The sequence below is a fragment of the Halosolutus sp. YCN4 genome (genome assembly GCF_059736495.1).
This window is the reverse complement of sequence record NZ_JCASSM010000004.1, coordinates 196,836-215,530: the sequence shown is the minus strand read 5'-3', so window position 1 is coordinate 215,530 and position 18,695 is coordinate 196,836. Positions and strand designations below refer to the sequence as shown.

Annotated in this window: 22 protein-coding genes; 14 read left to right on the top strand and 8 right to left on the bottom strand. The window is 56.3% G+C overall.

The window, feature by feature from the left end:
- Positions 1 to 74: 74 nt before the first annotated feature.
- The 3 genes from AC6I6X_RS15750 to AC6I6X_RS15740 all read right to left on the bottom strand — a co-directional run bounded on the left by AC6I6X_RS15750 (position 75) and on the right by AC6I6X_RS15740 (position 3,484).
- Complete coding sequence (locus AC6I6X_RS15750) at positions 75 to 605, bottom strand: hypothetical protein (RefSeq protein ID WP_497931500.1); 531 nt, start codon at positions 603 to 605, stop codon at positions 75 to 77.
- Positions 606 to 824: 219 nt separating this feature from the next.
- Entirely contained in the window at positions 825 to 2,354 is a 1,530-nt protein-coding gene (locus AC6I6X_RS15745; protein ID WP_497931499.1) for a hypothetical protein, read from the bottom strand.
- 119 nt (positions 2,355 to 2,473) lie between these two features.
- Positions 2,474 to 3,484, bottom strand: a complete 1,011-nt coding sequence (locus tag AC6I6X_RS15740) for a tyrosine-type recombinase/integrase (RefSeq protein ID WP_207287778.1) — start codon at positions 3,482 to 3,484, stop codon at positions 2,474 to 2,476.
- 643 nt (positions 3,485 to 4,127) lie between these two features.
- On the opposite strand from AC6I6X_RS15740, the gene AC6I6X_RS15735 reads away from it, so the two are divergent.
- From AC6I6X_RS15735 to AC6I6X_RS15700, 8 genes are all read left to right on the top strand, one after another.
- On the top strand, positions 4,128 to 4,607 hold the full coding sequence (locus AC6I6X_RS15735) for a hypothetical protein (protein WP_497931498.1): 480 nt from the start codon (positions 4,128 to 4,130) through the stop codon (positions 4,605 to 4,607).
- Positions 4,608 to 4,777: 170 nt separating this feature from the next.
- On the top strand, positions 4,778 to 6,274 hold the full coding sequence (locus tag AC6I6X_RS15730; protein ID WP_497931497.1) for a carboxypeptidase M32: 1,497 nt from the start codon (positions 4,778 to 4,780) through the stop codon (positions 6,272 to 6,274).
- Between the two features lie 202 nt (positions 6,275 to 6,476).
- Complete coding sequence (locus AC6I6X_RS15725) at positions 6,477 to 6,644, top strand: hypothetical protein (protein ID WP_497931496.1); 168 nt, start codon at positions 6,477 to 6,479, stop codon at positions 6,642 to 6,644.
- On the top strand, positions 6,645 to 7,010 hold the full coding sequence (locus AC6I6X_RS15720; RefSeq protein ID WP_497931495.1) for a hypothetical protein: 366 nt from the start codon (positions 6,645 to 6,647) through the stop codon (positions 7,008 to 7,010).
- A gap of 2 nt (positions 7,011 to 7,012) precedes the next feature.
- Positions 7,013 to 7,270: a hypothetical protein gene (locus AC6I6X_RS15715; RefSeq protein WP_497931494.1), complete on the top strand. Its 258-nt coding sequence runs from the start codon at positions 7,013 to 7,015 to the stop codon at positions 7,268 to 7,270.
- Positions 7,267 to 7,518, top strand: a complete 252-nt coding sequence (locus tag AC6I6X_RS15710; protein WP_497931493.1) for a hypothetical protein — start codon at positions 7,267 to 7,269, stop codon at positions 7,516 to 7,518. Before AC6I6X_RS15715 ends, AC6I6X_RS15710 begins: the two co-directional genes overlap by 4 nt.
- A complete protein-coding gene (locus AC6I6X_RS15705) occupies positions 7,515 to 7,868 on the top strand; it encodes a hypothetical protein (RefSeq protein WP_497931492.1) in 354 nt (117 codons plus the stop codon). Before AC6I6X_RS15710 ends, AC6I6X_RS15705 begins: the two co-directional genes overlap by 4 nt.
- 130 nt (positions 7,869 to 7,998) lie before the next feature.
- On the top strand, positions 7,999 to 8,436 hold the full coding sequence (locus AC6I6X_RS15700; protein ID WP_497931491.1) for a hypothetical protein: 438 nt from the start codon (positions 7,999 to 8,001) through the stop codon (positions 8,434 to 8,436).
- On the opposite strand, the gene dcm is transcribed toward AC6I6X_RS15700, so the two are convergent.
- Positions 8,423 to 9,619, bottom strand: a complete 1,197-nt coding sequence (gene dcm, locus AC6I6X_RS15695; protein WP_497931490.1) for a DNA (cytosine-5-)-methyltransferase — start codon at positions 9,617 to 9,619, stop codon at positions 8,423 to 8,425. The genes AC6I6X_RS15700 and dcm overlap by 14 nt on opposite strands.
- A gap of 183 nt (positions 9,620 to 9,802) precedes the next feature.
- Between dcm and AC6I6X_RS15690 the strand changes: the two genes are divergently transcribed.
- Positions 9,803 to 10,183 (top strand): hypothetical protein, encoded by a 381-nt coding sequence (locus AC6I6X_RS15690; protein WP_497931489.1) that lies wholly within the window; start codon positions 9,803 to 9,805, stop codon positions 10,181 to 10,183.
- A gap of 513 nt (positions 10,184 to 10,696) precedes the next feature.
- On the opposite strand, the gene AC6I6X_RS15685 is transcribed toward AC6I6X_RS15690, so the two are convergent.
- Both AC6I6X_RS15685 and AC6I6X_RS15680 read right to left on the bottom strand, forming a co-directional pair.
- Entirely contained in the window at positions 10,697 to 10,888 is a 192-nt protein-coding gene (locus AC6I6X_RS15685) for a hypothetical protein (RefSeq protein ID WP_497931488.1), read from the bottom strand.
- A 305-nt stretch (positions 10,889 to 11,193) separates the two neighbouring features.
- The gene (locus tag AC6I6X_RS15680) at positions 11,194 to 11,445 is read right to left on the bottom strand and encodes a hypothetical protein (RefSeq protein ID WP_497931487.1); all 252 of its coding nucleotides are present in this window, start codon (positions 11,443 to 11,445) and stop codon (positions 11,194 to 11,196) included.
- Between the two features lie 183 nt (positions 11,446 to 11,628).
- On the opposite strand from AC6I6X_RS15680, the gene AC6I6X_RS15675 reads away from it, so the two are divergent.
- Complete coding sequence (locus AC6I6X_RS15675; RefSeq protein ID WP_497931486.1) at positions 11,629 to 12,783, top strand: tyrosine-type recombinase/integrase; 1,155 nt, start codon at positions 11,629 to 11,631, stop codon at positions 12,781 to 12,783.
- Here the strand turns inward: AC6I6X_RS15675 and AC6I6X_RS15670 are convergent.
- Both AC6I6X_RS15670 and AC6I6X_RS15665 read right to left on the bottom strand, forming a co-directional pair.
- A complete protein-coding gene (locus tag AC6I6X_RS15670; protein WP_497931485.1) occupies positions 12,780 to 13,790 on the bottom strand; it encodes a tyrosine-type recombinase/integrase in 1,011 nt (336 codons plus the stop codon). The genes AC6I6X_RS15675 and AC6I6X_RS15670 overlap by 4 nt on opposite strands.
- A gap of 374 nt (positions 13,791 to 14,164) precedes the next feature.
- Positions 14,165 to 15,076 (bottom strand): helix-turn-helix transcriptional regulator, encoded by a 912-nt coding sequence (locus tag AC6I6X_RS15665; protein ID WP_497931484.1) that lies wholly within the window; start codon positions 15,074 to 15,076, stop codon positions 14,165 to 14,167.
- 149 nt (positions 15,077 to 15,225) lie between these two features.
- Between AC6I6X_RS15665 and AC6I6X_RS15660 the strand changes: the two genes are divergently transcribed.
- The 4 genes from AC6I6X_RS15660 (at position 15,226) to AC6I6X_RS15645 (ending at position 18,587) form a co-directional block, all read left to right on the top strand.
- Positions 15,226 to 16,659, top strand: coding sequence for an FAD-binding oxidoreductase (locus AC6I6X_RS15660; protein WP_497931483.1), 1,434 nt, complete (start codon positions 15,226 to 15,228; stop codon positions 16,657 to 16,659).
- Positions 16,652 to 16,897, top strand: coding sequence for a DUF7512 family protein (locus AC6I6X_RS15655; protein ID WP_497931482.1), 246 nt, complete (start codon positions 16,652 to 16,654; stop codon positions 16,895 to 16,897). Before AC6I6X_RS15660 ends, AC6I6X_RS15655 begins: the two co-directional genes overlap by 8 nt.
- 2 nt (positions 16,898 to 16,899) lie before the next feature.
- Positions 16,900 to 17,889, top strand: coding sequence for a sulfite exporter TauE/SafE family protein (locus AC6I6X_RS15650; RefSeq protein ID WP_497931481.1), 990 nt, complete (start codon positions 16,900 to 16,902; stop codon positions 17,887 to 17,889).
- 65 nt (positions 17,890 to 17,954) lie between these two features.
- Positions 17,955 to 18,587 (top strand): putative quinol monooxygenase, encoded by a 633-nt coding sequence (locus AC6I6X_RS15645; protein ID WP_497931480.1) that lies wholly within the window; start codon positions 17,955 to 17,957, stop codon positions 18,585 to 18,587.
- Positions 18,588 to 18,695 lie beyond the last annotated feature (108 nt).

Here is an 18,695-nt window from a genome sequence, read left to right as displayed (position 1 = left end):
ATTAAACCTCAGAAACCCCATTCAATTCAGACCGAGAGACCTAGAGACTTGTTCGTGGCAGTACGTTCGTAGGTCTAAGCAGACAGTGAGTCAAGCGTAATTACCGTACCAGAGTTGAGCGATCTCACATCCTCTAAGTTCAAGCACCAGCCCATAATATCGTCCTCTGGAACATCCCTAACATCATCTAATACAGCGTCGAGCATGTCAAATGCTTCTTCCACTTCCTTTCCATCGACTTCATTCTGGTCAGGAGTATCGACTGGTCGGGTATCGAATTTTCGCGTCTGATAACCGTCATGATATGCACGACGACTTCGGAGCTCTAAAGATTGGAACGCTTTCCGAATTTCCTTGGAATAGACTCCTCGCCGGATTTTTTCGAAGGTTGCATCAAGAAGTGAATAGTCATTATTCGACTGCCAATTGACCTCGGCAGAGAACAGAATTGCTTGAACACGTCGCTCAGAGACGTAGTTGTCACTAGATTTCGCGAGGACATATTGCACTGCGGGTCGAGTCTTAATTGCATATTCACAATTGCTATTCGGGTTTTTGACTGACCGTTCTAAAGCAGCACTTTCACCACTTGATTGCGTACTCATTTTTGTTGTCTGAGTATCAGCGTATGTTTTGCTAGCGATGTCCTCACGCTCTTTCAGGTACTTCGAAGTTCACCAGTATGCCCTAATAGCTTTTCGACACACGAACATGTTGTCTTCTGCCCCTGGTTCGTCCATATGTGCTCATGGATTTGGATACCGCTGTGATCACTAAAGTATCTTATCGAGGGTTGTCGATCTAGTAGCTGGATACTCATTGTCTTATGTGGTCCCGTCATCATCTGTGGTCCCGTCATCTTCTCGGAGACTTTCCCAAGTGTCGGTAATAAGATACTCAACATAGTTTGCTTTGTAGGAACTGGTCGCACTGAAGAAGGCGACTGCCGATAGACCAATGAAAAAGATGATCCCTGGTAATGAATCACCGAATATTTCAATCACGAGTGGCTCTGGCGGGGAAGCATAGCCAAAGAGCGCTGTACAGAATTCCCCTATCTGAGTGAATAAATCGAGACTGAGCCCGACACTGTACTCTACAGAAACCGTGAATAGAATCAAGAGTGATTCAGCCAACCATTTGCCGAGAAGTGAGTTGATTGCGAGAATTCCAATTCCAACAGCGGCACCCCATGTCAGGATAAGTGGAACACCATTAAAGAGTCTCTCAAAGGATTGACCAAGAAGGGTAGCTGAGAGAGTGATTATAAAGACAATTGCCAATACTTCGCTAACAGCTTGTAGAGGAAAAATCGAGAAGATAGTGTCAGTGGCTGAGGAGGTATCAATCTCATTAGCCCGGGTATAGACACCCCCAAAAGCGAGAAAGAAGACAAGAGTGGTTAACCACATGCTGCGACAAAATGAATATCGGGCTTGAAACCCTGTTGCTCGTGTTAACCCCTCAGAATCCAGTTTACTTCGGAAGAATGGATACAGATCAGAGAATGAAGAATCTTCTGCCTCAGGACCGAATTCGTCAAATTCTACACTGTAGTACGATTCAGCAACTGCTTCAAGGTGATTGTACCCTATCTCATCTGGATCTCTTGGAGTAAGATAGTAGCTCCCTGTCGTATAGAGATAAGATTCAAATAGTTCACGATGAGATGTGAGCCCAGTATTTAAGATACGAATCAGTGTGATCACCTTCTGTTGCGTTTGTTTGAGTACAGTTCGTGGAACGAATGCAGGAACTTCCTCATCAAGATCAGCAGAGAGTGCCTCTACGATGCGTGATTCTATCCCATATCTATGCGTAATATACACGGAGATTCCTGCAATAATAATAAATAATAAGGCAACTAGTAAAATTCTCTCAGGAGAGAAAAAACCACTAAGAATCATGAGGGCTTGTAGAACTCCAGTGATAATAGCAGCAAGAGTAATGCCGAGTAAGACAGCAAGTGTCGCTTGTTGTTGTCTCTCGTCAAAAGAAGGGAGGTTAGATTCAACAAAGTATAGTGCCCAATTCACTATAAGATCCTTTGCCAATATGAGAATTGCTGCGACAGCACCAATCTGACGTCGGACCCAGGCGACAATGTGTTCTGTGAGACGAGCTAAAGTATCGATTCCTTGTCCAAATATCAACCCTGCAATGATTGCAACCGCAAGAAGTCCGACAATACGGCTGAACGAAAATGTTACGTCTCCCCCACTAGATGCTGTCGAGCCGAATGAAAATAGCTCAGCAGGCAGGAGTAGTATAAGTCCAAAGAACCAAGCGACCCCTGGGACTGCTTTCCCGAGAATATCGTAACTGTCGAGAAACCCAGTCAGTTGAGTGGGCATAATATATGACTTGTATATAACCAGCCAGGTAAGATAAGTTATTATGTCTCGTACGACCGGCCAATGAACGCTTTCTCTATGCACCGGTCGTAGTTCTGTGCGATAACCGTAGAACTTCTCTATAGATCGTCTAAGTAATCACGTCGTTGTTCCATCCGTTCTCGTTCAGTTCTACGGTCATAGTGCGTATCGATGACCTCCTGACTTACATTAGCGCGATCGCTCACGACTTTATCTGGCATATCGCTGTTTAGACTGTGTGTAATGCTCCCACGACGAATCGCGTGCGGACTGACCGATGACGGGCATTTTGAGAGGTGATCGCGATCAGTAGCTTCACATTCGTCAGGATCACGATCATGCGGACATTCCCCATCGTATCGGCAGGGCTGCGTCCAGCGGTAGACGTATGCTCTGAGCGTCGTCTTGCACGGTCGCCCCTGAGCAGTCGTCAACAGTGGACTTCGGTCGTTATCGTCAGTCATGTTGCGACGCTGATTATCGATCCAGTCGTCGAGCAGTTTGCAGAGGTCGTTGGAGAGGGCAACCAGCCGTTCGCCATCGCCTTGATTCTTGATTGGTGTCCCGGCTTCGGGACGGTGGCGAACTTCGACATACTGCTCGCTGGGATGATAGTCTTTCAGGTCGAGAGCGTGGACCGCCCCAACACGCATCATCGTATGCCACATGAGCGCGATCGTGACGTGCTCGATAGACGCGTAGTGGTACTTCTCAAGGTGGGCCAGAACTTTAGCGGCGCGATCAGTATCGAGCATCACGTCGCGAGAGTTCTGCTCGGGTGTGATGTCCGGTGAGAGGACCTTCTGGCTGAGATCCTGCTCAACGCCATCAACAGTTTCGAGCCACCGGATGAACACTCGTAGCGTATCCATCTGGGTTTTCTCCGAGACCGGCGAGAGGTCGCCCTCATCTCGCCTCCAGACGCGGTAGCGCTGGAGCTGCCGTCCGCTGAGATTGTTGAGGTTCTCGATGTCCTGGTGGTCGCACCAGCGGACGAAGTGGCCGAGTCGGTACTCGTGAGCTTCAAGCGATGCTTCGGCGAGTTCGTTGTCCTTGTCCGCGAGGTAGAGTTCCAACGCGGTGTCGGGTTCGATTGGTTCCAGACTCATGGTTCGTGGTGGCGATCCAGAACCTATCAGGAACCTTTCACAGGATGCGCCTCATACGGTGGAAACCGTGAGAGGCCGATGCTTTCGTCGGTCGAAAGCAAGCCTGCAGCGCCCATCACGAAATCTAACGTTTAGGAACCAACAGACGGCGTAGGGTTGTATATAAAGAACCCCCTCCTTCTCGCGGAAGAGTTCGTTATACTTCGTAACGGTGGTCACCGCCGTCGTGCGATTCGCTGGTGCCAACGTCACAGTCCATCGATATAAACCCGCAGGTTTGGTTCAGATACGCGGTGGCTCGCATGGAACGGATGAGTAAGCAAGCCACGCGGTCACCGCGCGCCGCCTCCCACTTCGATGAACAGTACGTGAAGTAGCGGCAGTCTCTTCCAGCACCCGGAGACTGAGGTAGTTGATGGGGAAGGCCTTCTGGAAGGGGTCGCTGGTCGTGCTGGAATGGGTAAATCAAGGTTTCTACACGTTGTAGCTCATACACCGACCTTACACGGCTATTCCGTGGTGGGGATGCTCCTTTGGGCTCACAGGACGAGTCTGCAATATGACCTCAGATGTAGCTCGCCACGTCGATAACAAAGGACTCCGCTTTCTTCGCGCAGTCGAATACTACGGCGGAGCGGCATCGATGACCGACATTCGACAACGAACTGGACTCTCTCGGGATGCGGCCAACCACCGCTTCAGGCGGTTGGAAGAACTAAATCTCATCGAAGTGACTTATGCAGATGAGGGATTCGGCCAGAGAAGCCCGCCAAAGGTCGCCCACCTTACCGGAACCGCACGTCGAGAAATCGAGCGAGGACTGTTCAGACCCCTTCGTGACGACACCCGGGGGGACAGGGATACCGTGGACTTGGAGGCGGAGATACGCGCTATGCGGGAGAAGATAGACCGGCACAAGCGTCGGCTTGACGCGCTGTCGGCGTCGCGACCGGGTGTTGACGACCTTGAAGAGCGACTCCAAGCCTTAGAGGAACATCTGGACGACCTCGAAGCATATGCGTACGAGTGGGACGAGACCGCCGAAATGTATCTGAGGGCACTTCGGGCGGCGCTAGAGGACCGGGGCATCGACGTGGGCGCGTACCTCCGCGACGCTCAGTGAAAGGTGAGTGCTGTTCAGAGTTGGTAGGACGGTATCTTTATCCAGACATAGGCCTGCGACCGCTGTTAATGAAGTATAACCACTAATCACGACTATTCCATGTTTCCTGCCCGTCAATTCTCGGTCAAAGTAGCAGACTTATTAACGGGCCTTGGGAAGTATGATGATATATGGCAAACACGACACAGGAGTCGTATGATAGACTGCTTGAAAAATATAAAGAGTTCAACCACCTTCAGAGTGCGAAAGGCGTTCTCGAATGGGACCAGTACGTGATGATGCCCGAAGGTAGTACGTCTACCCGGAGCAAACAAATGTCCACCCTCTCCTCACTCGCGCAGAATCGAATCACCGATTCAGAATTCGGTGAACTGCTGGACGAACTTGACGGAGACGAACTCTCAGAGGAAGAGCAGGCAGTAACTCGTGAGATTCGGCGTGAATACGATAGAGCGACCCGCGTTCCGGCCAAAATCGAGGAGGAATTATCGGAACTCACGTCCGAGGCACAACCGGCGTGGAATGAGGCCAAGGACTGTGATGACTTCAGTGTATTCGCCCCGCACCTCGAAGCGATTGTCGAGAAAAAGCGAGAGTATGCGAATGCGATTAATCCTGATGCTGACCCATACGAAACGCTCGTGGCTGATTTCTTCCCTCAGGTTGATTACGACACGATTGAGCGAACCCTGCTAAAACTCGAAAACGAACTCGTCCCACTGCTCGAACAGATTCAGGAAAGCGAGGTCGAACTCAACACAGACGCCTTACACGGTGACTACGACGATGACGAGCAGTTAGCGGTGGCTCGTGACCTGCTTGACTTACTCGGCTACGACTGGAGCAGAGGGCGGCTCGACACATTCGATATGCCGTTCACGTTCGGACTTCCGTCTGATGCACGAATCTGTACATGGACGGATAGGAGTTTGTATCAAACACTCTGGACAACAGCCCACGAGGGCGGTCACGCATTCTACGCTCAGGGCCTCCCAGAGGACGAGTTCGGGACACCACTCGGGGAAGCCCGGGGAACCTTCGTGCACGAATCGCAGTCCAGTTTCTGGGAGTGTCACGTATTCGGAAATCGTGCGTTCTGGGATGCGTTCCTCCCGACTGTTACGGAGCGATTCCCGGACATCGATGCAACTCCAGAGGAGGCCTACGAGAGCGTTAACTCCGTTCGAGAACGGAACCCGCTCTGGGTAGAAGCTGACGAACTCACAGGGCAGATACACATTCTACTGCGGTTCGAAATCGAACGTGACTTGATTAACGGAGAAATTACGGTTGACGAGGTTCCAACCGTATGGAACGACAGGACTGAGGAATACTTCGGCATCAGACCGGAAACTGTCGAGGAGGGCTGTCTGCAGGATATTCACTGGTCGATAGGTAATATCGGGTACTTCCCGACGTACACCCTCGGGCATGTGCTTTCAGCACAGGTTGCCGCCGCATTAGAACGCGATATTGGTGACATCGATGAGTTAATTCGGGAGGGAGACTTCGCCGCACTTCTGGAGTGGCAACGTGAGCACGTCCACCAGCATGGCCAGCGCTACACCACGCCCGAACTGATTCGAAAAGGGACCGGGGAAGACCTCTCAGCGGACTACTTCATCGAGTATGTCTCAGATAAGTACACTGACCTCTACGATTTATAGGTACACCTATTCAACGGTATAGCTGACTGCGTTTCGTAGTGGAGTCTGAATAGAGAAACCGCGCTACTAACCACTGTCCTCAAATGTAGATTACCGCTTTGCGATAGGCGCATCAACGGATAGCTGAGCGTGCCTTAATCCCGAGAAGGTTATGTCAGTGCGAAGATAGTGCTCTGTTATCCGCGTTCTACGTGGGAGACGTATGGACGTTCAGGATGTCGAGTATATCAGCCGCGAGACCGCACTCGACGGGACGTGCCCCAAATGCGGTAGTACAGATTGGTTCCCGGCCCTCGTTCGTGACGCCCGGGGAGACCTCGACATAGGCGCGCACTGCGACGACTGCCTCTACTCGGAGGCGTTGGTGTAGATGTTGGAGATTCTCTACGTGCTCGTCGTCGGCGTCATCGGGGTGTTCGTCATAGGCTATTTCACCCCCAAAATCGCCATCTGGGGAAGCCTCGGAACGGGGATGTTTTGGATGATGGCGCACCTCATCCCCACCTTCTCGCCGCAAGAGGTTTTAGACGAGATTGGCCCGCATCTCCTTAACCTGTTTTTCGTCTATCCGACGGCAGTCGGGCTAGCATGGGATTCGATGAGCGCCGATGCGGGGCTCGTTGGCGGACTGGCCGTCCTCCTCTGGGCCGTTGTGTTGTTCGTCCCCTACGTCGCGGGTATTATCTTCGGTCTCCTGACGTGGCCGGAGCTTTTCGTCTTCAGGGTGATTCTCTAATTATGACTGATGATTCTCCCCGGGGCCGCACGGCGCGCTGGGAACTCGTTAAGTGGGACTGCCCAGAATGCGGGGGCGAACTGGGACCGCTCGACGACCGTGACCATTCGGTCTCGCAAGACGATATTTGGCCCGACGACGAGGGGTTCGATGAGGCCGCCTACGACGCCGCGAACCGTCTGACTACGCCAGTCGTTATCTGCCCTGACTGCGGGTGTGATTTCGACATTCGGTTCGAGAAACGTGAGGGGAAGGAATGAGCGACATCGAAACCACCCTATGGGAACACGTCGTCTGGATTTGTCCGCGCTGTGGTGACGAGGAATACCCCTCGCGCCTGCAACTGGTAGATTCTCGCGATTTGTCGATTTCGTCCCGGGAAGTCTGGGAGGAGTACGACCCCGAGTTGCATCGACGGCGGTACGCTACAGAGACGGCGGTGTTTTGCCCTGACTGCGAGACCGTGTTTGATGTGGAGTTCGTGTCGCGCGAGGATACCGAAGGATGAGCGACGACGACCATTACCGACGAGTCGCCATCCACGCAGACATCTCCGACGATGACGTGCCCGGGGACATCAAGACGACCGAGGAGGAGTTGGATGCGGTCATCGAAATCACGTATCTCCGTCCCGACGACCAGTACGCGGTCTACGAGCGACATCTCGGTCGGGGGGTGCTCCACCTACAACACAAGTGGCCGATGGACGAGTATCAGAACGCGCTGGACCACGCCATCGCTCTCGTCCGGGAGACCGGCCATCCCCTCTTGTCCCGAATCTACGCCTACGCCTTCACGACCGACCCCAAAGAGCCGGGTGAAGAGCGCCTCCCAATCCCGTGGGAAGACGACGAATGACCCGACTCCCGATGAAAGCAGTCCTACACAGACCCGTTTCTGTCGCGCTGACACAGATACTCCGGGGGTTCGTGCCGCATGAGCGACACGCCGCTCGGGAATCAGAGATACGTTTTCGCCGGGTGTCCCGATGACCGTATCTCTCGAACTCGTTCGTGGTGTACCTGAACACATCCGGTTCTACGACGACAGGCGCGCGCTTTGTGGGGCCGATTGTACTGGCGAGAGTGCCCGGGTCGTCCCCGACGACGAAGACCCCGTGGCCGACGCATCCCTCCACCTCTGCGCTGATTGTGCGCGAGTGTGGGAAACTCGTGCCGGACCGGTCGAACGTGAACCGACAGCCCGCTGTACGTGTGACCGCGTTGAGGATGGGACCCTCTGGAAATGCGCCGAAGTCGTCCCGGCGAACATCGCCCGGGCACTCAAACATCCCGCCGCCGACGGCCTCGCACCCGTCTGCCCGGATTGCTACCAGTGGATTCGAGAACATCCGCTGAATGACGTTGAAACACCGATATGGGAGGCAAAGACGTGGGCAGAAGTTAGTCGAGTTAACCCTGATTGAGACGCTCGAATGCCGCAAGCGTCTCACGTGCCGTTTCCGCTTTCTCCCTTGCCCGATAGTAGTGTGTGGACGCAGTTTTGTACGAAACCCCCATCTCGTCTCCCACCTGTTCCCACGTCAACCCTCCAGCCCGCAACAGCGTAGTTTCCACCTCTCGTTCCGTGAGCCGACCAGTAGGGCCTGCAATTTGCTTCGAACTTGTTCTTACAGAATCGGTAGGAATGCGGTCGGTTACTTCCCAGAGGGATTTCAGCAGAGCGTACGCGATATGTTCTGCAAGCTTCGGCGGAACCGCGTTCCCTACCTGCCGCGTTCGAGCGTCGCGGTTTTCCCACCCGGCAAAATCATACGTCGGCGGGAACGACTGGAGCACGGCGCACTCGCGGATGCTCAATTCCCGGTCCTCAAACGGGTGAATGTGACGATTAGATGCAGTTATTGTGCGCGCTGGTTTCGTTGGGTCAAGCCGCACTTGACGGTGCTTTCCGTGGAGACTCTCTCCCACCTCTAGTTGCTCTATTTTCCCAACTGTCGTCGGCCTATGGTCTGTCCACTCATTATCTGGTAACACCTCTCCAGTAACCCGACTGAGCGCCTCCTGTACGGGGATTGGCTCACCACCCAGCGGTTCTGGATGCGTTGGTTCTCCACCCTTGACCCCGAGGAAGATGACCCGATGGCGGTTCTGTGGAACTCCGTAATCTGCCGCATTCAGAATCTCGTACGCGACCCTGTATCCAAGTGATTCGGCGCACTCGACGAGCGCGGCCATCGTTTCGCCACCTTTGTGTTCGAGGAGCCCGGGGACGTTCTCCATCGCAAACGCGTGTGCGTCGGCGGCTTCAACAACTTCGAGGAACGTCCATACGAGGTCGTTAATCGGGTCGTCGGGGTCTCGATTGCTACTCTGGCTAAATCCTTGACAGGGCGGCCCCCCAATCACCATGTCCACGTCAGCCGGAGTAAGACCAACGAGGTCGATGAGGTCCGCTCCGGTTGGGCCGCCATCGTCGAGCAAACGAGAGAGGTCTGCGGGGACGGCGAGCGTATCGTGGTGCAATCGGTACGTTTTGAGGGCCGCTGGCTCATAATCGATGGCTCCGACCACCTCGAACCCCGCGCGTTGGAAACCGAGGGAGAAGCCGCCCGCGCCGCAGAACAAATCGAGAACCTTGGGGGCCATACAAACCGTCTGGTAGACTGACTCTTAGACTCTCCGGGTATCTCTGAACCCCTCCATACACCGTGATTTAATTACAACATGGCGGCAGAGCACTCTACTATATAAACAGCACTATATTATAGTTATATGGTAAGTAATATATTCCGACAAGAATTATATATGCCAGCTTCGTAGGGATAGCTGATGGCAACCGCAAACCATCCTGAAAGCCCCGCCGAATCGTTCCACACCCTCGCAACAGACCTCATCGAGAGTGGCGTCGTCAGCATACTCGCCCTCAAAGAACCGCTCTTGGACGGCCAGTTGATACTCTCCATTCACGCGGAAACCGATGCGGACCCCGACCGCATTCATGCAGTCGCAGAACGCGCCCGTGCTGTCCGTCTCGATGACCGCCTCTTCACCGTCAGCATCGAGCCGGAACTGTTCCGTACTACCGCGCTCGACCACGAAACAGTCTTCTTCAAACCTCCCCGGGGAGGGATGGCAAGCCGAGTCGCGCACTCGACATCGCTAGATGAAGGTATCGACCGGCTTCTCGTCACAGTCTCCAACGAGGAGTAGTCTACATACTCCCGAGTTTTATCGACTATCCACGTAGAACGCGTGTTCAGAACCGCAGTACGGTAAACAGTCTGACCGCCTCCGAACAAGCTCCAGAACTGGTCGGAACTCGAAACACTAACTGACTAAACATATTTACAGGGAGTGTCCGTAGTAGATAGTACACGGCTGAGTGGATGGGAACGGAAGCCCATCGACCCTCCTAACAAGCCCTCCCGCTCCTAACAAAGTTGTTAGGTGCGAACCACCCGAGTTTGTTAGGTCAGCCCCGAAAACCGCCCTGAACGAGGGGTCAACGTAACCTTGACTTGTTAAAAAGTCAAGTGAAGTTGTGTTAGTGTGCTTCCGTTAGAGCCGACCCTATCTCTCTAAACCCGTTTTTCTACCCTCACGCGAACAAAACCACCAATATCCGACCTAACAACTTTGTTAGGTCTGGTACTGTAAGGCTATATAAAGGAACTCCTCAATACCTAACAATCCCTGTTAGGACATCCGACTCTCTGTTAGGTGCTACTCTATCGGGCTGACTCGCTGACGGTAGATGTGATAGAGTTCGGCTTCCCGGATGTGGCGGCACTTCGTTTCGTCCGTCGTCTGCAACATCACGTTCCGCTGGCTCTTCGCAAACTCCTCGCATTCGCACTCGACAGAATCCCACGGCCTCGGCACGTCCCCGGGCGCTTCGACCAGCGTGACAGTCATCGCTCCGACCTTGTACTTGATTTCGCGAGACACACTGTTGATGACGACCTACGCGGTAATCAAGCGCGTATCTTCATTCGACCCGAAATTCTTTGCACGGAAACGGGACGGTTAGGGCCGGTCGGCGTCTCCCCCGTATGGAATCCGAACTCAATCTCGCCGCTCTTGACTATGAGGAGTGCGACGAGGACCCGGGCTGGGTGCGATGTCGCTATTGCTGGATGAAGGTGTACGTAGGTCGCGGTGAGAAGCTCGTTGACCTTGCGCGTCACAACGACCGATGCGAACATCGGTGAGAGCTACGGTCACTCGTCAGCGAGTACCTGCGCACGCATAGAGAGGTTCAGGTCCTCCTTCGCCTTTGGTCCTGCACGCCATATCTGGGCCCGGTTGTGGTCACGCGTCAGGAACTGCACTTCATCGCTCTCCATAAAACGAAGGACGCGCCGAGCAGTGTGACGTTTCCCTTCCTCTATATCGAGTTCACCGATGCGGAACTTCCCGTCTTCGATAAGCCGTTCTATGACCGCCATCCATACTTGGTCACGTACTGCCATAGGCCCAAATTCGAAAATCCAGCATATACAATTTTCTACATATACCGAAGAAGAGATGACATTAATGGTAACTTTCCATCTATACCGCTACTCTCACGACCATCCTGCCGTTCAAATACCATATCTTCGTTGTCAGAAGTAGGAACGCGCCACAGGGCCCGACGCGCCGACCTCCAAACCAAAATGAGAGATTCGAACTTCACTGAAGATGACCTCGCGGCGTTGGCCGAACTGATAGACGAAAAGACTAGCGAGAGTGTCAAGAACGATTTGGAGCCCCTCACCCCGAGCGAGGCCGTTGAGAAGTACTTCGAGGCGAGGGACGGCGAACTCGGGTCGAGTACGGTCAATTCGCACAAGTCCAGTCTCGGGTTCTTCATCCGCTGGTGTGAGATGCGGGACATCGAGAACGTAAACGACCTCACGGGGAAGATGCTCCACAACTACCGCGTCTGGCGTCGCGAAGAAGCCCCCGTGACGGTGAACCGGCTCGCGAAGAAGAGCGAGAAGACCCAGCAGGACATCCTGCGCAAGTTCATCGAGACTCTCGAAGGTCTCGACGCTGTGACTACTGGCCTCCACGAGAAGGTACAGTCTCCCTCGCTCAAGAGAGGTGAAGATGTCCGCGACGAGATGCTGGCGACCGATGCCGCCCGGGGCATCATGGACTGGCTCAGCAAGTACGAGTACGCGTCCGCTGACCACGTAGTTTGGACCCTTCTGACTTCCACGGGGATGCGGACGGGGGCGCTTCACTCGCTTGATGTCGATGACTTCCACGGAGGAGGGGACGACCCGTACCTCGACCTCCACCACCGCCCTAAGACGGGAACTGAACTCAAGAACGACGAGCGGAGCGAACGTAAGGTATCCATCCCCCGCGAGACCGCTACGGTCATCGAGGACTACCTCGAAGACGTGCGCCCCGACGTGACCGACGACTACGGTCGCCGTCCGCTTCTCGCCTCGACGCACGGACGGTTGGCAACGTCCACGATTCGCATCTACGTTTACAAGTGGACCCGTCCCTGCAAGTACCTCGGCTCGTGCCCGCACGACCGCAACCCCGATGGCCCGGGCGGTTGCGTGGCGGCGGGGCGCGCGTGTGATGCGTCGAAGTGCCCGTCAAGCCTCTCGGGACACCCGGTTCGTCGCGGCTACATCACGCAGGAACTGCGGTCGGAGGTTCCGATGGCCGTCGTGAGTGCTCGGTGTGACGTTTCGGAGGATGTTATCGAGAAGCACTACGACAAGCGCACCCCTGAGGAGAAGATGCAGGCCCGGAAGAAGCTGATGGAGTTGGCCCACAGCGTGAAGCCGGGCTACGCGCAGGCCTAAATATCGTCCAAGAACTCGCGGCGCTGTTCCATCTTGTCGCGTTCGCTCCGCCGGTCGTAATGCTGGTCGAGCACTTCCTGTGAGACGTTAGCGCGGTCACCGACCGCTTTCTCTGGCATCCCCGATTCCAGATAGAACGTAATCGCCCCGCGCCGGATGGCGTGCGGTGAGACGCTCGACGGACACTTGGATGCGCTGTCCCGCCGTGCCCCCTCACAATCGTCGGGGTTGCGGTCGTGGGGACACTCCGCGTAGATGCAGGGGCGGGTGAAGCGATACACGTACTGCTGAACCGTGGTGACGTGAATCCGGCCCTGTGCCGTAGTAATCAGGGGTTCGCGTCCGTGCTCGTCCATCACGTCGGGCCGTACCGTCGCTATCCAGTCGTCCAGCAACTCGCACATCTGGTCCGAGAGCGCGACCATCCGTTCACCCTCGGTCTTGTTCTTGATGGGCGTTCCCGTCTCGGGCCGATGCAGGACTTCGATGTACTGCTCGTCGGGATGGTAGTCCCGCAGGTCCAAGGCCCGGACAGCGCCGCGCCGCATCATCGAGTGCCAGAGCAACGCCAGCGTAACGTGCTCGCGAGAGGCATACTGGTACTTTTCGAGGTGCGTCAGTACCGCCTCGGCACGGTCGGTCCGAAGAATCTCATCGCGCGTGTTCTCGTCCGGCGTCACGTTGGGCGACTGTACCTTGGTGTGGAGGTCCGTCGTCACGGCGTCGATGGTTTCGAGGAACCGGACGAACACGCGTAACGTGTCCATCTGGGTCTTCTCGGTGACCTTCGAGATACCGTTCAAATTCCGCCGCCAGATGCGGAACCTGTGGAGACGCCGCCCGGTAAGGTCGTTCAGATTTTCGAGGTCTTCCCGTTCGCACCAGCGGATGAAGTGGCCGAGACGCGATTTGTGTGACCGCAGGGTGGCCGCCGAGACCTCATTCCGCCTGTATTCGATGTACAATTCGAGCGCTTCTGTCGGGGTAATGGGTTCGAGATTATCCATCCGTATCTGTCCCGCGAAGCGCACGTACAGCGGGTTCCACCGGAACTAGGTACCCGAGTACGTGTCTGTTAGTTCGTCTGTGTTAGACCCGTTTGCGGACGCCTGCAGCGCCCATTCGTTTTCCGAACGGATCACATTCGCAAGACGGCGGCACATCGTTTATAAACGAGCCGCCGATCGCGCGTTTGATTTGCGTTCGACGATCGAGCGGACGGGTGGGTGGCACGGGAATTCGCGGACGGCCAAACTGGTCGCAAGCCAGAAAGTCGATCGTCGGTTACCGCGGAATCCAGATCGCTTTCAATTCCTGTCAAATAGTTCGTGCTACGTATACTGGATCCACTCAGGGAACGATTCACTCACACGAGAGCGTGTTACCGGATCAGCTCGGACTGGTCTTCGAGTGATTTGGAATCCGCTCTAACCGAGGTGTAGACGCGCTCGGCCCACTCGCGCGCGATCGGATCGTCCGTATCGACGAACACCTGCATAAGGCCGGTGGTCTCATCGTAGCCGCCGATGCCGACTCGTTCGTCGAACAGCGCGAGACCGTACGGGAGTTCATCACGCGTCCGGAGGGCCAGGTGCCCACGATCGATCGCTTCCCGGGCGCGTTCGGGGTACGTTTCGAAGAGTTTCTCGACGATGTGCGGCAGGTAGATGATCTCAGTGTCGGCTTCGTCGAACACTCGATGGTGGAACTCGCCGAGGACCAGCGGTGCCATGTGCGTCGTGTTGAACCCTCGGAAGGTCTCCGACTCGTTGACGAGCGTGAGGAACCGCTCGACTGGTCTGTAGGGGTCGTCGGGTTCGGCGACGGTGACCCTTGCGTCCACGAACGGTTCGAGGATGAAGTCCCGGTGATCCTCACAGACCGCGTCCAGAAGCGGCGTCATCCTGTGTGCGGTTCGCACGTTCGCCTCGAACCGGAGGACCTCCTCGCCGATGACTGCGCCGCGCCAGGTCAACTGGAATCGGCCATCGACCTTCTCGACGAAGCCCTGCTCGTCGAGCCACTGGGTATAGCGGTGGCTCGTCGCCCGCGAAACGTCGAGTCGTTGTTCGATCTCTCGGCGATCAAGCGGCTCTTCCAATAGGACTTCGAGAACCGGGCCGTGTCTGACGATGTCGCCGAGCAGGTCCGCATCGACGCGGTCGCCCGCGGCGTCAAGACGCTGGCCCAGGAAGCGACGGTTCCGCTCGTTTTCCAGAATCGCCTCCAGGACCGGCGAACCCGGTGGTGGACGATTATCCCCGTCCGATCGGTCGTCTTGGTCAGGCGCCATGTGACTCACTCACTCGATAGAGGCCGTCACTGATAGTAACTCTATCCCGTACACGCCCCGGAATTCGTCTCGCCACCTGAAACGGTACTCTCGACGCCGAACACTACTCGATGAGTGAGGCCAACACCCGTGAAGTCGTCCACTGTCGTATGGCACAACACGCCATCCCAGCCGACCAGATGGAACAGTTCGAAGCCGGATTCCACGGCGATTTGATTCGCCCCGACGACGCTGACTACGACGACGCTCGGGCGGTGTGGAACGGGATGATCGACAAGCATCCGGCCCTGATCGCCCGGTGCCGTGGCGTCCGCGACGTCGTCAGTGCGGTGAACCTCGCCCGCAAGAACGACATGCTGGTAGCGGTGCGTGGTGGCGGCCACAACGTCGCCGGGACCGCCGTCTGCGACGACGGGCTCGTCGTCGACCTCTCGGAGATGCGGGGCGTGCGGGTAGACCCTGACGAGCGGACGGCGTGGGTCCAGGCGGGTGCCACGTGGGCAGACGTGGATCACGAAACCCAGGCCTTCGGGCTGGCAACGCCTGGTGGGGCCGTCTCGGAGACGGGAGTCGCGGGACTGACGCTCGGTGGTGGTATCGGTCATCTCCGCTGCAAGTACGGCTTGACCTGTGACAACCTCACATCCATTGATCTGGTCACGGCAGACGGCGACTATCTGACCGCCAGCACCGACAGGCACGAGGAACTCTTCTGGGGGCTTCGCGGTGGCGGCGGCAACTTCGGGGTCGTCACCGGCTTCGAGTTCGATCTCCACCCGGTCGGCCAGGACGTGGCGATCTGCCTCGTGTTCTATTCGGGTGACCGGATGGTCGAGGTGTTGGAAGCCTACCGCGACTACGTCGAGGATGCGCCCCCGGAAGTGAGTTTGCTCACCCTGTCAGGTGTGATGCCCGACGAGGAACTCTTCGCGGTGGACACTGTGGACGAACTCAAGATCGCAATCGCGGGCTGTTACGCGGGTTCGGTCGCGGACGGCGAACAGGTACTGGCACCCATGCGAGAGATCGCCGAACCGATCGCCGACTTTAGCGGGACGATGCCATACGTGGAGTTTCAGCAACTCTTCGACGAGGACTACCCCGACGGGATGCGCTACTACTGGAAGTCGCTGTACCTCGACGGCCTGTCGGAGTCCGCCATCGATCGGATCACCTACTGGACCGACGTGGCACCGTCACCGCTCTCGACGATCGATGTCTGGCAGTTGGGAGGCGCAATCGAATTGGTTGACGTCGAGGAGAGTGCGTTCGCAGGGCGACACGCGCCCTTCCTGCTTGGCGTCGAAGCGAACTGGGAGCGCCCGGCGGACGACGACGCCAACGTCGAGTGGGTACGCGACTGTCTCGACGACATGCGCCAGTTCTCGGACGGGTCGGTCTACTTGAACTTCCCGGGATTCCTCGAAGGGGGCGAGGACACGATGCGAACCACGTTTGGACCGACGTACGAGAGGTTGGTCGCGCTAAAGGACGAGTACGACCCGACGAACCTGTTCAGTCTCAACCAGAACATCACGCCGTCCGGAAGCGCTCAAACTGACGGCGAAGCATGCCATGAGTAGTCGGAACGACGGATTCGTGGCGGTCGGGTGGCGGTTATCGACAGCCCGAGTCGTTCCGGCGAGCATATTTGTGGTGCCGCTGAGCGTCCTGCTGGTCGCTTCAGTATTCGGTGAATTTGGACAGGCTGCTGCCACGGTCGGTTTCGTCTTGGCGGAGGCGCTCGTGCTGTACGTTGGATACGGGATATTGATGCGCGTTGCTAGTCCGGCCGCCCGCGAAATACTCGTGAGTGCCTGACCGTGGAGATCCTCGGTCTTGGTATCGTGAGTGTCAGCCTCTTCGTCGGATTCGGCCTGCTCATCGGCATCCTCTTCGGGTTCTTTGGGATGGGAGGCTCGTTCTTCGTGACGCCAGCGCTGCTGGTGATCGGATATCCGGCACCGGTGGCTGTCGGGAGCGGACTCGCGTTCGTCTTCGGCACCAGTGTCATCGGTGCGCTCAGACACCGCGATCACGGCCAGGTCTGCTACACGCTGGCGGCGGTGATGATCCTCGGGATGACGTTCGGCATCGAGGTCGGCACCCGGGTCGTATTCCTCCTCGCGGACCTCGGTAGCGCTGACGTCGTCATCGGCGCGGTGTACGTTGGCCTTCTTGGACTTACCGGACTCTTCGTCCTCCGAGATGCTCGTACTGACGGTACCGATGTGAGAACCGGCCGAATCGCTACCGAAGTTCGGGCCATCGAGCTCCCACCGATGGTGTCGTTACCCGGCGGTGCGACCGTCTCAGCGTGGGTTATCCTCGTTGTCGGGTCGGGTATCGGCGTTCTCTCCGGATGTCTCGGCGTCGGTGGAGGATTTCTTCTGCTCCCCGTCACGGTCTACGGGTTCGGCATTCCCACTGGAATCGCTGCTGGGACCAGCATCTTCCAGATCACGATTCCGGGTGCATTCGGGACGTTCGTCTACGCCCAGTCGAACGCCGTCGATATCCCTGTCGTCGCCGCGTTGCTCGTCGGGAGCGCTCTCGGCGCTCGCATCGGTGCAAGCGCGACGCGTCTCGTAAACGAGGCTGACACCAAAGGATACTTCGCAGTGGTGCTACTCGCGGGGGCTGTCGCCACCGCGAGTAAGCAGGTGAGTATCGTATACGGGGTCGAGACGCTCGAGACGGTGAGTGCAGTTCTCATCTTTGGAACTTCAGTTCTGGTCAGTGGTGCGATTGTCCATCTGTGGATCGACTCGCTCAGGAAGAATCGCCAACGGAGGTCACCACGGACCCGCTAACGACTGGTGTGACTTCGACTGATACTACTATGATGTTTAAACGGCAGGCTGCTCGTCGGCCTGCCGTGGTTTCTGCAGCGATATCGCTGTGTGTTTTCATCGGGATTAAAGTAACTACTGTCTGCCCCATGGTAACGGCTAACACTATACGCGTCGTAACGGCCAACAGCGCCTGCTTCGGCGTCCTGGTACTGAAGGAGACTTCGCTGTGTTGGGCGCAACGATTAGAGGAGTTCTATGGAAACAACAGTAGCGATCAACACGGAAGCGACACGACGCGGTTGCAGCGTCGAACACAGGGGAGCGAGATGACGGTCTCCATCGTGTATATCGACCGATCTGTGGTGCGCGACGGGAAGTTTGACGAACTCAAACCGGCGATGGCGGAGTTGGTGGACTTCGTTGAGGCCAACGAGCCGAAGATACTGGCGTACGACGTCTACTTCAGCGCCGACGGGGACCGGATGACCGTGATGCATATGCACGCTGACCAGGACTCGTTGGAATTTCATATGGAGGTCGCGGGCCCGAAGTTCCCCCCGATCGGCAAGTTCATCGACCTCGAATCCATCGACGTGTACGGCCGCCTACGTGAGGATCTCATCGAACGATTGAGGAACAAAGCGACGGAGTTGGGAACTGGACGTGTATCAGTCCACGACCATCACCGAGGTGTCGATCGCGTTCCGGACGATTGAGTCGAAGAGGGGACGGTCGGTGAGATACGGTTCGAGTGCGGGGTTGGGTGACGAGTTCGCTCCTCACGGATGTTTCCACGCAAATTCCCAACAGAACCACCATTTTTG